Annotated in this window: 11 protein-coding genes; 4 read left to right on the top strand and 7 right to left on the bottom strand. The window is 69.9% G+C overall.

The genetic code is table 11. The features are described 5' to 3' along the window. Positions 1–46: 46 nt before the first annotated feature. The 3 genes from AC2W7E_RS06475 to AC2W7E_RS06465 form a co-directional block, all read right to left on the bottom strand. Positions 47–1,114 (bottom strand): fatty acid desaturase family protein, encoded by a 1,068-nt coding sequence (locus tag AC2W7E_RS06475; RefSeq protein WP_485988782.1) that lies wholly within the window; start codon positions 1,112–1,114, stop codon positions 47–49. 151 nt (positions 1,115–1,265) lie between these two features. Next, positions 1,266–1,544 (bottom strand): hypothetical protein, encoded by a 279-nt coding sequence (locus tag AC2W7E_RS06470; RefSeq protein WP_303708536.1) that lies wholly within the window; start codon positions 1,542–1,544, stop codon positions 1,266–1,268. Positions 1,545–1,739: 195 nt separating this feature from the next. Next, positions 1,740–2,690 (bottom strand): intradiol ring-cleavage dioxygenase, encoded by a 951-nt coding sequence (locus AC2W7E_RS06465; RefSeq protein ID WP_303708537.1) that lies wholly within the window; start codon positions 2,688–2,690, stop codon positions 1,740–1,742. A 368-nt stretch (positions 2,691–3,058) separates the two neighbouring features. Between AC2W7E_RS06465 and AC2W7E_RS06460 the strand changes: the two genes are divergently transcribed. Beyond that, positions 3,059–3,673, top strand: coding sequence for a TetR/AcrR family transcriptional regulator (locus AC2W7E_RS06460; RefSeq protein WP_025104606.1), 615 nt, complete (start codon positions 3,059–3,061; stop codon positions 3,671–3,673). Positions 3,674–3,682: 9 nt separating this feature from the next. On the opposite strand, the gene AC2W7E_RS06455 is transcribed toward AC2W7E_RS06460, so the two are convergent. Further along, on the bottom strand, positions 3,683–4,828 hold the full coding sequence (locus tag AC2W7E_RS06455; RefSeq protein WP_485988868.1) for a low temperature requirement protein A: 1,146 nt from the start codon (positions 4,826–4,828) through the stop codon (positions 3,683–3,685). A 354-nt stretch (positions 4,829–5,182) separates the two neighbouring features. On the opposite strand from AC2W7E_RS06455, the gene AC2W7E_RS06450 reads away from it, so the two are divergent. The 3 genes from AC2W7E_RS06450 to AC2W7E_RS06440 all read left to right on the top strand — a co-directional run bounded on the left by AC2W7E_RS06450 (position 5,183) and on the right by AC2W7E_RS06440 (position 9,038). Continuing rightward, positions 5,183–6,709, top strand: coding sequence for a sugar transferase (locus tag AC2W7E_RS06450; protein ID WP_025104608.1), 1,527 nt, complete (start codon positions 5,183–5,185; stop codon positions 6,707–6,709). Positions 6,710–6,713: 4 nt separating this feature from the next. Continuing rightward, positions 6,714–7,907, top strand: a complete 1,194-nt coding sequence (locus AC2W7E_RS06445; RefSeq protein WP_485988781.1) for a DUF1972 domain-containing protein — start codon at positions 6,714–6,716, stop codon at positions 7,905–7,907. A 249-nt stretch (positions 7,908–8,156) separates the two neighbouring features. Further along, the gene (locus AC2W7E_RS06440) at positions 8,157–9,038 is read left to right on the top strand and encodes a glycosyltransferase (RefSeq protein ID WP_485988780.1); all 882 of its coding nucleotides are present in this window, start codon (positions 8,157–8,159) and stop codon (positions 9,036–9,038) included. 21 nt (positions 9,039–9,059) lie between these two features. Here AC2W7E_RS06440 and AC2W7E_RS06435 read toward each other — a convergent pair whose 3' ends face one another. The 3 genes from AC2W7E_RS06435 to AC2W7E_RS06425 all read right to left on the bottom strand — a co-directional run bounded on the left by AC2W7E_RS06435 (position 9,060) and on the right by AC2W7E_RS06425 (position 14,555). Beyond that, the gene (locus tag AC2W7E_RS06435) at positions 9,060–10,370 is read right to left on the bottom strand and encodes an MATE family efflux transporter (protein ID WP_485988779.1); all 1,311 of its coding nucleotides are present in this window, start codon (positions 10,368–10,370) and stop codon (positions 9,060–9,062) included. A gap of 10 nt (positions 10,371–10,380) precedes the next feature. Then, positions 10,381–12,948: a right-handed parallel beta-helix repeat-containing protein gene (locus AC2W7E_RS06430; RefSeq protein ID WP_485988778.1), complete on the bottom strand. Its 2,568-nt coding sequence runs from the start codon at positions 12,946–12,948 to the stop codon at positions 10,381–10,383. Positions 12,949–13,202: 254 nt separating this feature from the next. Further along, a complete protein-coding gene (locus AC2W7E_RS06425; RefSeq protein WP_085604072.1) occupies positions 13,203–14,555 on the bottom strand; it encodes a tyrosine-protein kinase domain-containing protein in 1,353 nt (450 codons plus the stop codon). Between the last annotated feature and the right edge of the window lie 6 nt (positions 14,556–14,561).

The following is a 14,561-nucleotide window of genomic DNA, read 5'->3' as shown; positions in this document are numbered from 1 at the left end:
AAGGGGCGAGCAGGTGTCTGCTCGCCCCTTCGTCGTATCCGTGTGCTCAGGCACGGCGGAGCTGTGCCGCCGCCGGGCAGTCGAACGGGTCGCGCGCCGCCAGGCCCACGCGGTTGAGGTAGGCGATGACGATCGCGTACGACTGCCCGAGGCTCGTCTCCGTGTACGGGATGCCGTTGGCGGCGCAGTAGTCGCGCACGATGCCGCGTGCCTTCGACAGGTGCAGCCGCGACATGTTCGGGAACAGGTGGTGCTCGACCTGGTGGTTGAGGCCGCCCATCAGCCCCGTCACCCACCATCCGCCACGGATGTTGCGCGACGTGCGCACCTGCTTCGAGAAGAAGTCGAGCTTGGCCTCGGGGGCGATGACCGGCATGCCCTTGTGGTTGGGGGCGAAGGACGCGCCCATGTAGACGCCGAAGACCGCGAGCTGCACGCCCAGGAACGCGAAGGCCATGCCGACGGGGAGCAGGAGGAACAGCGGCACGAGGAGGACGGCGAACCGGAGGACGATGAGACCGAGTTCGGTCCATCGTCCCTTCACGTTCTTCCGCGTCATCAGGTGCTTCAGGCCGAGGTAGTGCAGGTTGAGCCCCTCGAGCGTCAGGAGGGGGAAGAAGAGCCACCCCTGCGCGCGCGTGATGAGCCGGACGATGCCACGCGACTGCGCCGCATCCTCCTCCAGGAAGGAGATGGTGTCGACCTGGATGTCGGGGTCCTTGCCGACCTGGTTCGGGTTGCCGTGGTGCCGGGTGTGCTTGGAGTCCCACCAGTGGTAGCTCATGCCGATGATGCCGGCGAGCACGCGGGCCAGGCGGAAGTTCGCCGGTCCCGTGGAGAGGATCTGCCGGTGCGCCGCCTCATGGGCGAGGAAGGCGACCTGCGTGAAGACGATCCCGAGGGCGGCGGCGATGAGGAGCTGGAACCAGCTGTCCCCGAGGAGGAGGAAGCCCGCGACGCAGCCGGCGAACGCGACGACCAGCGCCGCGCCGACCAGCGTGTAGAACACGGGCGTGCGCTGCAGGAGCCCGGTTTCCTTCACGACCTGCTGCACGTCCCGGTACGCCCGGGTGAGAGGCGGGAACTCGGCGTTCCCGGCGTAGGTCTGACGCACCGGGCCGAGGGTGGCGGTGACGGACGGGGAGGATGTGCGGGAGATGATGCTCTCCTGTCGATCGGGAGCCCTTGAGCTGAAGAAGCCAAGGGCGGTTGCCGATCGCTGTGGCCACACTAACCGCGCTCGCATACGCGAGGCGGCATACGACTCAGGCCCGTGCTCGACGCGGCCGCCGACCGCGCGTCCGAGGGAGGGCCGGCGATGCCGCCGGCCGGGCGGGCTGGTGCGCGGCGGCGAGCGCACGGAAGGCGTCGTCGAGCGACGGGAACGACCCGAGGTCGGTGCCGCGCTCGTCGCGCAGCCGGTGCGCGGATCCGTCGAACTCGACGAATCCGGCGAACTCACCGTTGCGGGTGGCGACGTGCACGTCGACGTCGGCCTGTTTCCAGGTAAGAGGGATGGAGGAAGGGACGGTGGTGGTACTCATGCTCATGCTCATTGCTGTGGGGCGGGCGCGCTGTGGCGCTCCGCGCGTGAAAGAGACCGAGGGCGGATTCCGCGCGCGTCGATGTGCGTGGTCCGTGGATGGCCCTGATCAGTGGCGACGAGGCGGCCGAGAGGGGGCGAAACGCACACGTTGCACGATCAGCTTAGCAGATCCACGAACCACGCGCCGAGAACCTCAGCTTCCGGGGGGACGACCACCGCCACCCGTGGGCGCGGCGCCGGCGCTCGGCGTGGTCGTCGTGTCGACGCCGACCACGAGGGTCGCGGTGTATCCGCCGGTGACGCTCCCCGTCGTCGTAGCGAGCTGCGACACCCCGCCGTCGTCGCCGAAGACGTTGTCGGAGGTCAGGGAGATCCGGGCGAGATTGTCCGCCGATCCGGAGTACGCCGTCTCCGCATAGACCGCACTGCAGGCGTCCTCGGGCAGCGCGAGCTGGGACGTGGCGATCGCGTTCGATGCGTCGGTGATCGCGGTCGCATCCGGATAGACCTCGAAGTGGATGTGCGGCCAGCGCCCGGAGTAGCACCCGGGGAAGACGGAGGTGAAGGACACCTTGCCGTCGTCGTCGGCGACCTGCACCCCGCGCAGATAGGAGACGTCCTCGAGCCCGGACGAGTACAGCGAGTACTCCCCCTGCGCGTTGCAGTGCCACGCGTAGACCGCGACGCCGGCGAAGGGCACCCCGCCGTTCGCGAGGTCGAGGATCTGGAGCTCGAAGGAGAGCGGGACGCCGTCTGCCGTGGCCCCGCCGTCGATGGACGAGCGGATGTCCTGGCGGATGATCCCGGCCTCGTCGAGGACGTCCGGACCGTTCGAGCCGTCGCCCGGATAGGGGCCGGCGGTCTCGTCGGGGATCTCCGTGACCGTGTCCGACGCCGTGCCGGTGGCGCTGGGCGTGGGGGTGGCCGTCGTCGACGACGATCCGGTGGCGCCGGGAGCGCAGGCGGCGAGGACGACGGCACCGAGGCCGAGCCCGCCGCCGATCAGCAGCCCGCGACGGCTCATCAGCGTCCGGAGGTCGAAGGCGACGCCCTGGTCGACGACCTCTTCGTCCGCGCGGTCCAGCAGTCGTCCTTCGTACATGGGGCCCTGCGGCGTGGGGGTCGGTTCGGGGATGCGGCTCATGATGTGCTCCTCTCGAGCGTCGGCGGCGTTGCCCCCATGCTCGACGGGTGAACAATCAAAAAGCTATGCGTGATCCCTGGGGCTCCTGTGGAGTCAGGAGCAGAGCGGAGGATGCGGGGACATCGCTCCGCTCTGCAGCGTTGGCGCTCGAAGAAGTCGGCGGACAACGCAGGGCCGGGGCGATGGGGGGAATCGCGCGCGCGGCCACGAAGACGGCCGTCATGCAGGGGACATGCGCGGCCGTGGCGCATCCAGTGGAACATGCCACTTGGCACCTGTCAAGTTTTTCCCGGACACCTGTCAAGATCGGGCGAGATGCCATAGCATTGCCCGCACCGATCCCGAAGGGGACGAGACCGGGGGACAGCATGACGACAGCGGACAAGCGCGCGGAACGCGCAGGGGTGGACAAGTTCGCACTGCGCCGGCGGGCGCTGGCCGAGGCAGCCTTGGAGGCGATCGCCGAGCGGGGGTTCGCGCGGACGGGACTCCGCGAGATCGCGCAGCACTCGGAGCTCTCCCACGGGTCGCTGCACTACTACTTCACCGACAAGAACGACCTCATCGCGGAGGCCGTGCGGATATCCAAGGGCGGGCTCGGCGACCGCTACCTCGCCGTGCTGGAGAGGGCCGAGACCGCGGAGGAGCTGGCGGCCGGGGCCGCCGAGGAGCTCGCCAGGAGCGTGCACGACGACGCCCGCCTGCACCGGCTCTGGTACGACCTCCGCAACCAGTCCCTGTTCGAGTCGGGCTTCGGCGACACGATCGCCGAAGTCGAGGCCGACCTGCAGGATGCCATCTGGCGCGTGGTCGAGCGCTACTCCGAGCTCTGCGGACGCCCGTGCCGCTTCACGCCGCTCTTCGCGTACGCGCTCACGGACGGCATGCTCCAGCACGCCCTCATCCGCCACCTGCGCGGCGACGGCGAGGCGATCGCGCGCCTGCGCCGCGAATGCCGGGAGCTCTTCGCTGCCAGCGTGTGACGCCGCGGATCACTCGTCCGTGACGACGGTTCCCCGAGCAACGGGCGGCCGGATCACCAGCACGACCACGATCGCCACCATGACCGTCGCCGTCAGCGCCACGGGCACCGGCACGAACGGATCGAGCAGGACGAGCAGCGCGCCGAGGGGGATGACCGCGTTGACGACGCGGTCGGCGTTGTCGCGGATCGCGATCCACCAGATCCCCAGGAGGAAGACGGCGATCGGCACCGAGACGGTGAACGTGGCGATCACCGGGGCGAGGTGGCTCTCCCCCGTCATCACATCCAGCTCGACCTCGACACCGGCCGAGAACGCCGCGGCCGCGGCGAACACGAAGTAGTGCGTGTAGCCGTAGCGCAGGGAACGCCCCAGGGTCGTGATGGCCCGGTGGTGGGGCGGCCAGAAGTAGATCCACCACAGCGCGGCCGTGACGATGAAGGCCAGCGCCGAGATCGCGAGGAGCGGACCGAGCGCCTCCACCTCGTCGAGCGCGTCGATGATCGCATTCGCGGAGGCGAGAAGGCTCTCGCCCAGCACGATGAGGGTGAAGAGACCGTAGCGCTCGGTGATGTGGTGCGGGTGCCACGGCGTCTGTCCTCGGCGCTCCGCGAACACCGGGACGCCGACCTCGATGAGCGCGAACACGACGAACGCGACGAGCTGGACCGGACCGGACGGGATGAGCAGGAACAGGATCCACAGCACCTGCACGACCGCGATCCCGAGCGCGTAGCGGAGCGCGACGCCCCGGAGCGGTTCCTCGGTCCGCGAGGCGCGCAGCCATTGGGCCACCATCGCGACGCGCATCACCACGTAGCCGACGACGGGGAGCGTGAAGTTCCCCTCGTCGAACGCCTGCGGGACTCCGGCGGCGAGGATGAGGACGCCCGCCATCTGGACGAACGTGGCGATCCGGTACGGCCAGTCGTCGGTGTCGAACGACGTCGCGAACCAGGTGAAGTTCATCCACGCCCACCAGATCGCGAAGAAGAGCATGGCGTAGGAGGTGATGCCGTGGAGGAAGTCGCCGTGGCTCAGCGCGTGGTGCAGCTGGGCCGAGGCGATGCTCACGGCCACGACGAAGACGAGGTCGAAGAAGAGCTCCAACGGGCTCGCCGTGCGGTGGGGCTGCCCCGGGTCCCGCGGTGCCATGGGACGCAGGTGGAAGCGCGTGCTCGGTGTCTGGTGCGTGGTCACCGCGAAAGAGTAGCCCCGCCCGCCCGGCGCTGTGCGGTATTCCGGAACGGATTTCACCGAGTCCGCGGAACGGCTTCCCTCCGACGAGCGGATCCGCTACAGTGTTGGACGTCTGCAGTGCCTGCTGCACGCCTCGTCGGTTGGGACGACGAGGACCTTCACGATGTGGGATCGCGAAGCATCAGCAGGACCCGAGGGGTCGGGACGCAGACGTGTCCGTGAACGTGGGGTTCACGGTCTGGGGAAAACTGGGGAAACGATGGCGCACTGGGGTTATCTGCGTACATTCACGGCTCAAGGGGCCTCGGCATGACTTCCGTCGAGGATGCTCTGAGCATCGCTCGTACGGGTTTCACGCCGATCACGGCACCGCGAGCGACCGCGTCGGTGACGCCTGCGGCGAGCACGCCGCGTGTGTCGGCGACGCTCGAACGACGCCGCCAGTGGGAGCGTCGCTATCGGATGCGGCTGCGGATCACGGATGCGGCTGTCATCCTGATCGCGGTCGCACTGACGGCGATGGTCCAGCTGGTCTCCGGCGTCGCGGTGATCGAGGCCGTGCGCAACGCCGCATTGCTGGGTCTCGCCTGGTACCTGATGCTGTCGGCGCTCAACAGCCGAGCCGCCGCCATCTTCGGGTCCGGGGCCACGGAGTACCGTCGCGTCGCGCACGCGGCGGGACTCGCCTTCGGCATCACCGCCATCGCGGGCGTGCTCCTGGAGTGGGAAGGACTGCAGCCGCTGTTCTTCATCGCCCTCCCGGTCGGCATGCTCGGTCTCCTCTTCGCCCGCTGGACCTGGCGCCGCTGGCTGCAGCGGCAGCGTCTGTCCGGTCGGTTCGCGTCGAGGACACTGGTGGTCGGCGCCACCGAGGACGTCGAGTATGTGATCGACTCCCTGCAGAAGGGCGGGGAGAACGGCTATCACGTCGTGGGGACGACGCTGCTGGATCGCAATGCCGGCGCGCTCAGGATCGGGGAGAGCATCTACCCGGTCGTGGGCGATCTGGACACCGTCGCCGCGGCGGCGGCACAGCTCGGGGCGGACACCATCATCGTGGCGAGCCGCCCCGAGGGGTCCCCCGACTTCGTCAAGCAGCTCAGCTGGCAGCTCGAGGGCACCGCCGCCGAGCTCGTGCTCTCGAGCCGTCTGACGGACGTCGCGGGGCCGCGCATCTCGCTGCGCCAGGTCGACGGCCTGCCGCTGATCCAGGTGAAGATCCCGACCTACGAGGGCGGGGTCCACCTTCTCAAGCGCGCGCTCGACATCGTCGTGGCCACCGTCGCGCTCATCCCGATCGCGCTGCTCACCCCCGTGCTCAGCGCGCTCATCAAGCTCGACTCGCCTGGCCCGGTGTTCTTCTTCCAGGAGCGCGTGGGACGGGACGGCCGCCGGTTCAAGATGGTGAAGTTCCGCTCGATGCGCACCGACGCCGAGAAGCAGCTCGCGGCGCTCAAGGAGCAGAACGAGGGCGCCGGCCTGCTCTTCAAGATGAAGGACGACCCGCGCGTGACCCGCGTCGGGAAGGTGCTGCGCAAGCTGTCGCTGGACGAGCTCCCGCAGTTCTGGAACGTGCTCGTCGGCGACATGAGCGTCGTCGGCCCTCGTCCGCCGCTGCCCAGCGAGGTCACGGCCTATGACGGCACCGTGTTCCGCCGCCTCTACATCAAGCCGGGCATCACGGGCCTGTGGCAGGTCTCCGGACGCAGCGACCTCTCGTGGGACGAGAGCGTGCGGCTCGACCTGCGGTACGTGGAGAACTGGTCGGTCATGAACGATCTGCAGATCATGTGGCGCACGGCGAAGGTCATGGCGCAGCCGAGCGGGGCATACTGAGCGGATGAGCACTAGGACACCCCTCACGATCGCGATGGTGGGGACCCGCGGCGTGCCTGCCGCGTACGGCGGGTTCGAGACGGCCATCGAGGAGGTCGGACGACGGCTGGCCGACCGCGGGCACGACGTCGTCGTGTATACCCGCGGCTCCGAGCACCGGGAGAAGCGGTACCTCGGCATGCGCGTGGTGCATCTGCCCGCCGTCCCCGTGAAGCAGGTCGAGACGCTCAGCCACACCGGGCTCTCGGCCCTGCATCTGCTCGTCCACCGCCGGCCCGACGCGACCTTCGTCTTCAACGCCGCGAACTCGCCGTTCCTCCCCCTGCTCCGGCTGCGTCGCGCGCCGGTCGCCCTGCACATGGACGGTCTGGAGTGGCGCCGTTCGAAGTGGGGTCCGCGCGGCAAGGCCTACTATCGCTGGGCCGAGCAGTTCGGCGTCCGCACCGCCGACGCGCTCATCGCCGACGCCCCCGGCATCTCCGACTACTACCGCCATCAGTTCGACGTGCCGACGGAGCTGATCCGCTACGGTGCACCGATCCTCGACGAGCCCCCGACGCATCGTCTGGCCGAGATGGACCTCACGCCCGGCGGCTACCACCTCGTCGTCGCGCGCTTCGAGCCGGAGAACCATGTGCTCGAGATCGTCCGCGGCTACCGGGCCAGCGCCGCGCGCCTGCCGCTCGTGGTCGTCGGGTCTGCACCGTACGCGGCCGGGTACATCCAGGAGATCCGGAACGCCGCCGAGGGAGACGAGCGGATCCGCCTCGTCGGCGGCGTCTACGACCAGGAGCTCCTCGACGCGCTCTACGCGCACGCCGCCACCTACCTGCACGGGCACTCCGTCGGCGGCACCAATCCGTCGCTCCTCCGCGCCATGGGAGCGGGCACGGCCGTGATCGGCTACGAGGTGCCCTTCAACCGCGAAGTGCTCGACGGCAACGGGTGGTTCTTCGCCGATGCGGACGACGTCGCCGCGCATGTGACCGCCGCCGAGGGCGATGCGGCCGCACGCGACGCGCACGCCGCGGCGGTGCAGGAGATCGCCCGGACCCGGTTCCGGTGGGACGACGTGGCCGACGAGTACGAAGACCTCGCTCGCCGCCTCGCCGAGGGCTCGAGCATCCATCCCTCCGCCCGGCGCGCACGCCGACGGAGCACGGACTGGGCCCCTGCCCCCGCGGACGCCGCCCGATGACCGCGCGAGAGAACCGCAAGACCGTCCTCCTGGTGCATCCCGGAGCGGAGATGTTCGGGTCCGACCGCATGCTCCTCGAGAGCGCGACCGGCCTCGTCGAGGCGGGGGCCCGCGTCGTGGTCGCCCTGCCGAGCACCGGTCTCCTCGTCGCCCCGCTGCGAGAGGCCGGCGCGGAGGTCGTCATCCTGCCGATGCTCGTGCTGCGCAAGGTCCTGCTCACCCGCGGGGCTGCCCCGCCTCTTCCGCGACATGTTCCGCGGCCTCGGCGCGGCGTGGCGGCTGATCGGACGCGTCCGTCCCGACGCCGTCTACGTGTCGACGATCATCATCCCGCAGTGGCCTCTCGTCGCCCGGCTCCGGGGCACGCGCGCGGTCAGCCACGTGCATGAGGCCGAGGCCTCCGGCAGCACGCTGGTGAATCGGCTTCTCTACGCGCCGCACCTCGCCTCCGCCCGGACCCTGGTGAACAGCCGGTTCAGCCTGGACACGATCCGGCGCGCGCTCCCGGCCCTCGCCGACCGGACCCGCGTGGTCGCCAACGGCGTCGCGTCACCGGAGCACCCTGCTCCGCCGCGCTCCCGCCTCGACGGCCCCCTCCGCGTGCTCTACGTGGGCCGACTCTCGCCGCGGAAGGGTCCCGATCTGGTCATCGACGCCGCCGCCGCGCTTCAGGCCGCGGGCAGCCCGATCGAGGTCACGCTGCTCGGCGCGGTCTTCGAGGGCTACGAGTGGTTCGAGCGCGATCTGCGCGCGCGGGCCGACGAGACCGGGGTCCCCGTCACCTTCGCCGGGTTCCACCCCGACATCTGGCCCTTCCTCGCCGAGGCCGACGTCCTGGTCGTACCGTCCCGAGTGGACGAGCCGTTCGGGAACACGGCCGTCGAGGGCGTACTCGGGCTCCGTCCCGTCATCGCGAGCGACAGCAGCGGCCTGCGGGAAGCCGCGGGCGGCTACGCCACCGCGCAGCTGGTCGCACCGGACGATGCCGACGCGATCGCGACCGCGCTCGCGGAGGTCCGCACGCGCTGGGACGACCATGTCGCCGGCGTCGCGGCGAGCCGGGACGAGGCCCTGCGTCGGCACGCTCCCGCGGTCTACCGCGCCGGCGTCACCGCCGGCGTCCTGGACTGACCCGCGAGGAACGCCCGCGGGTCACACCGATGCGGGGGCCTCGGCGGTCAGCCGTGCCCGGTTGCGCACGATGTAGATCGAGAACGGGATCAGCTGGCAGACCAGCAGCGCGAACGCGACGCCGACCAGCGGGCCGACGATGCCGAGGATCGGCGTGAGCACGAACGCGAGAATGATCCCGACGGCGGCCATGCTCAAAGTCGGGATCACCTGGAAGCGGATGCCCGGCTTGTCCATGATGAACATGCCCAGCGGGTACACGGCCGCCGTGAGCATGATCATGAGTCCGAACGCGAAGATCGTGGTCGGCCGCACCTCCAGCTCCCCCTGGGTGATGAATCCGAACAGCCAGGGGCCGACCAGCCACACCATGACCGTCGCGAGGGCGACCGCCGTGGCGAACAGCGCGGACAGCAGGAACGGCCCGCGGCGCAGGTCGCCCTGGTGCCGCATGCGGGCGAAGTGCGGCCAGAGGGCGAGACCACCGGCCATCACGAGGCCGTTGAGCGCGAAGAACACCTGGCCGGCCACCCCGTACTCCGCGACATCGGTGGGGCCGCCGAGCTGCGCGATCACGTAGCGCTGCGACCCGACCGCGATGGGATAGGTCACCATCTGCGCCAGCATCGGCCAGCCGACGTCCATGACCCGGACGCCGGGGAAGCGTCGCGGCCGCAGCACCATGCGGGCGGCCTCCGGGATCAGCGGCGAGGTGGTGCGCGCCGTGATGAGCACGCCCAGGATCGAGACGATGAGCGACGCGGCGAAGGATGCCATGGCCGCATAGGAGTGGAGGTCGTCGCCGCCGAACGTGAGGAGCAGCCAGACGCCGGCGAGGGTGAGCGGCGAGATGAGGCCCTGCAGCAGGATCACGATGTGGTTCTTGCGCTGCCCGAGCATGATCCGCGCCCAGATGCCGAGCGGGATCCCGAGGCAGAAGATCGTGACGCAGAAGAACGCCGCCAGCGACGCCCCCGGCTGCTGCCCGGCGTCGCCGAAGATGAGCTCCCAGGCTCCGGTGGCGAGGAGCACGGTGTTGATCGCCATCGCGGAGGCGGCGAACAGCAGGAGCACCCGTCCGACGGAGGTCAGCTGATAGCGCAGCTTCTCGTCCGTCCGGACGTCGTCGCTCGTGGCCACGGCGTTCACGAGCACGGCGCCGCTGCCCAGGTCGGTGAACGTCAGCAGCGACGGGATCGTCGTGAGCAGCGTGTAGAGGGCGAAGCTGCCGACGCCCGCGTCCCCGATGATCATCCGTGTCGTGAGAACGCCGCAGACCAGCGCGATGACCATCGTCAGCGCGCGGGCGCCGACAGCGAGAAGAGAACCCATACCTAGATCGTCACCGCGGCAGGGCCCCCAGGGTCGCGCTGTTGCCGGGGAGTCGCGATACCGAGGCGATATCCGCCGGGACGGGGACCGCGATCGCGGCCTGCCGCTGAGCCTGCGCGGGAGTCAGCGCGTACGTCGCGGACACGACGGACGCTCCCTGCACGAACTGCGAGCGGCGGTCCTGGCCCGTCGCCGCGGTGAACGCGGCCAGGGTGTCGGCGACCGCCGGATCCCGCGAGACCGATCCCTTCGACCACGCGGAGAACCACCGCGGCGTGCCCGCGGCGGTGCGGTGATAGAGATTGCCGTTCACGCTCGACATCATCTGCGAACCCGTGAAGGTCGTCGAGAAGTCCTGCACGCAGACGAGGCAGTTGCCGGCGCTCTCCGCCATGACGTTGTTCGACATGACGGTGTTGCGCACGATCCACGGCGCCAGGGGCGCGTAGCGGGTGCGGGGATCGTGGCCGGCCGCGTTCGGGTCGGAGGCCCGGCGATCGTCCTGGCCGATGCTGATGTTGCGGTTCGCGTTGCCCACGAACGTGTTGTTCCAGATCTTCACGTTTCCGGAGTTCAGGACGAACAGTCCGAAATCGCCATTGCGCGCGATGATGTTGTCCGCGACGACCGCCCGCTCGGAGAGTTCGACCATGACGCCGTGGCCGGTGTTGCCGATCACGTCGTTGCCCGTGAAGACGATGTCGATCACCGACTCGTCGAACCAGGGACCACGCCCGGCGTTTCCGGTGAAGGCGCTGTCGGAAACGGTCACACCCCGCGTCCGGGTGACCTTGAACGCCCCGGATACCGGGGAGTGGTTGAAGCGCTCGGCGTTGTTGCCGACGGAGAGCATCTGCTTCACCTTCAAGCCGTCGGCCTGGCTGGCTCCACCGCCGAGAAGCCCGTTGCCGATCAACGAGACCCGCGTCAGCGTCGTCCGGGGCGCCCAGGAGTAGAAGCCGGTCGTCGAGTTGTCGCGGATGGTCACGTCAGCCAGCGTGATGTCGCTCGCCGCGGCGATGACCGTCCCCATCTGGGGCACGCTGGTGGCGTATCGCCGCACCCCGATGCCACGCACCTCGGATCCGGCGGAGCGGATCGAGAGTGCCTGAGTGAGAACGCTCGCCTCCACGGACTTGCCCGTGGGATTCGTGCCAATCACGAGCCGCTTCGCCCTGTCGTCGACGAAGAAGGTCCCGGCGACCACCTGTGCGGCGGAACCGACCTCCCGCAGCTGCACGCCCGCGACCCACACCTGATCCGGATGCGCCGCCATGGGATACGCGGGATCGACGAAGCGCCACTCCGCCTGGGCGTTGTCGGGCGCACCCTTCGTGTACGTGGGGCTCGAGTCGAGCGCGGTCCCCCAGCCGTCCACCGTCCAGGTGTTCCCTGCGGCCTTCCAGCCGGTGACGGCCTTCGCCCCGTCCATCCAGACCGCCTCGTTCGGAGCAGGCTGGATCGTGACCCGCTTCTGCGGGGGCACGATGACCTCTTCGTGGTAGGTCCCGCCCCGGAGGACGATGGTCCCTCCGTTCGGCACGAGCCGCAGCGCCGCCGCGATCGTGCGCACCGGCGCCTTCTGCGTGCCGGCAGCGGCGTCGGATCCGCCCGGCGCTGCGTAGATCGCGGTCGCGGGAGCCGGGTACGACAGCGTGCCGGGGGCAGCAGCACCTGGCTTTCCGCGGACGCCGGCCGGAGTCGCCGGCGGAGCGGGCGTGACCGGGTTCGTCGGGTTCGCCGGCGGAGCCGGGTTCGGTGCGGGCGCAGGGGTCGGCGTCGGCGCAGGAGTCGGAGTCGGAGTCGGCGTCGGCGTCGGCGTCGGCGCAGGAGTCGGAGTCGGCGCGGTGACCAGGAGGTCGTCGAGCGCCAGCGGAGCGGCCGCCTTCGCCCCGGACGAGGTGTACAGCGCGAAGCCGTAACCCCCCGCCGCGGTGATCCGGGCCGCCGAGGAATCGGCGTGCGTCACCTGCCACGCGGAGGGCTCGGCTGCCCCTGCCACCCAGGCCTTGGCCGCCAGCGTCACCGGGCTGGTTCCGGTCACATCGAGGGCGACGCGCAGCGACATGCCCTTCGTCACTGCGAACGGGAGTCGCCGCTCACTCAGATTCTGCACCGTCGTGAGATCGGTCATCCGGACGACGGAGACGTAGGCGGAGCCGTCGGGGTGCACCCGCAGCCGCACGCCGTACGAGTCCTTGCCCACGATGCGGACGGCTTGGGCGAGGTACAGGGGGCCACCGACGGGGAGGGCGGGGACGGTCACCGTGTAGCGGCTGGACACGTCCGCCGCGGTCACCCCGGCCACGGTCGCCCGCGCCGTGATCCCGGGCTTCCGGCTGGCGAGCATCCCCCGCCCGTTCGCGACGCTCGACGTGCCCTCGACCACGCGCCAGGCGCCGACGGGAGCCGCGCCCCAGCCGGAGGCGACGGTGCGGTTCATATCGTCCGACAGCAGAGGCGCCGCAGACGTGGCTGCCGGCCGGACGGACGGTGAGGCGGCGACCGCCGCGGACGCCGGTGCGGCGACCAGCGCTCCGGAGAGCGCGACGGCGATGCCGAGGGCGCCAGCGAGCATGCGATGGCGACGCCGCGGCGCGGCGGGCGCTGCGGAAGACGAGAGACGAACAGGGAACGGAAAGGACACGATGTCACCGTTTCTGGGGCAGACTGCACGATCAACCCACGCTTCGCCGCAGTTTCAACCCCGGCGACAAAGAGCGAGCCCCCCTCGCAACCCATGAAGAATAACCGCCTCTCCAGGCGATGGCAAACGTTTCGAACGCCTCCGCCGATATGCTGCGTGACCGCGCACATCGGACCGCGGGTCGCTCACTCGCTGTAGTACTCGCTGCGGTGACGATCGGGACGTGCGCGGTTGAGGACCGTGCCGAGGATGCGTGCGCCGCCCGATTCCAGCGATTTGATGCTCTTCTCCAACGCTGCGCGCCTCGTCTTCGTGGCGTCGACGACGAGGATCACGCCGTCCGTCTGCGTGGCCAGGAGATTGGCGTCCGCGACGCTGAGCGTCGGGGGCGAGTCGATCACGACGTAGTCGTAGTCCGCGGCCGCGAAGTCGAGAAGCTGCGCCATGCGGGCCGACGTGAGCAGCTCGGCAGGGTTCGGCGGGATGGTGCCGGCCGGGAGGATGTCGAGCGTGGTGTCCGCGACACGATGCTTCGCCACCTCGAACTCGACCTCGTCGAGCAGCACGCTGGTGAGTCCGACCGAACCGTCGATACCGGCGTGCTCGTGGGCGCGCGGGCGCCGCATGTCCGCGTCGATCAGGAGGACGGAGTTGCGGAGCGCCGCGAGGGTCATCGCGAGGTTCACCGACACGGTCGACTTGCCCTCGGCTGGCATGCCGGAGGTCACCAGCAGCACCTTCACTCGGGACGAGACATTCGCATACGCGAGCGCCGACCGGATGCGCCGGAACTCCTCGGACGTGTGGCCGAGCGGCTCCTGGGCGACGGCGATTCCCCGCGCCTCCAGCAACGGCGACTTGGAGACGACGCCGAGCACGGGATCTCCCCCGGCCTGCGTCAGCGCCTCCTCGTTGCGGACCCGCGTGTCCAGCACTCCGATGAGCACAGCGGCCGCGAGGCCCAGCACGCCACCGAGGAACCCGCCGAGCGCTGCATCCCTCGGCTTGCTCGGGGTGAACTGGAACTCCGGGACCACGGCGTCGTCGATGACCTCGGCCGTGATCGTGGACTCGCCCTGCGGGTCCTTCGGGGCGACGTCTTTCACGACCGTGATGAGCTGCTCGGCGACTGCGTTCGCGAGCTCGGCGGCGGATTCCGGGTCGTCGGTGATGCCGGTGACACGCAGGGTGACCGTGCTCTGCGGGATGGTGACCTCGATGTCTCTGGCGAGCGCGCGAGGTGTCGTGTCGAGACCGAGCTCCTCGATCACCGGGTCGAGCACCCGCGAGCTCGTCGCCAGCTGAGCGAAGGAGAGCATCTGGCTCTGGGTGTACACGGACCCCTGGTTGAGGTCCGAGGCACTCGTCCCCTGGTTGAGCGCGAAGTAGAGCGAGGTGGTCGCCTGGAACAACGGCGTCTGCAGCGACGCGTATCCAAATGACCCTGCGGCGCCCACGACGCCGCACAGCACGATCAACCACCAGAACTTACGCAGTGAGCCCGCGATGACACGCAGGCTGACCCGGCTCTCAGCCATGACTCC

The organism is Microbacterium sp. CFSPD4_SD4 (assembly GCF_057364585.1).
This window is presented reverse-complemented; position numbering and strand designations above follow the sequence as displayed.

Bases quoted from the DNA above. Each gene is read 5' to 3' on its own strand.
- AC2W7E_RS06455 (WP_485988868.1), bottom strand. From the start codon at position 4,828: ATGGCACCGCGGGACCCGGGGCAGCCCCACCGCACGGCGAGCCCGTTG.
- AC2W7E_RS06430 (WP_485988778.1), bottom strand. From the start codon at position 12,948: ATGCTCGCTGGCGCCCTCGGCATCGCCGTCGCGCTCTCCGGAGCGCTG.
- AC2W7E_RS06435 (WP_485988779.1), bottom strand. From the start codon at position 10,370: ATGGGTTCTCTTCTCGCTGTCGGCGCCCGCGCGCTGACGATGGTCATC.
- AC2W7E_RS06460 (WP_025104606.1), top strand. From the start codon at position 3,059: ATGACGACAGCGGACAAGCGCGCGGAACGCGCAGGGGTGGACAAGTTC.
- AC2W7E_RS06445 (WP_485988781.1), top strand. From the start codon at position 6,714: ATGAGCACTAGGACACCCCTCACGATCGCGATGGTGGGGACCCGCGGC.
- AC2W7E_RS06450 (WP_025104608.1), top strand. From the start codon at position 5,183: ATGACTTCCGTCGAGGATGCTCTGAGCATCGCTCGTACGGGTTTCACG.
- AC2W7E_RS06440 (WP_485988780.1), top strand. From the start codon at position 8,157: ATGTTCCGCGGCCTCGGCGCGGCGTGGCGGCTGATCGGACGCGTCCGT.
- AC2W7E_RS06465 (WP_303708537.1), bottom strand. From the start codon at position 2,690: ATGAGCCGCATCCCCGAACCGACCCCCACGCCGCAGGGCCCCATGTAC.
- AC2W7E_RS06425 (WP_085604072.1), bottom strand. From the start codon at position 14,555: ATGGCTGAGAGCCGGGTCAGCCTGCGTGTCATCGCGGGCTCACTGCGT.
- AC2W7E_RS06470 (WP_303708536.1), bottom strand. From the start codon at position 1,544: ATGAGTACCACCACCGTCCCTTCCTCCATCCCTCTTACCTGGAAACAG.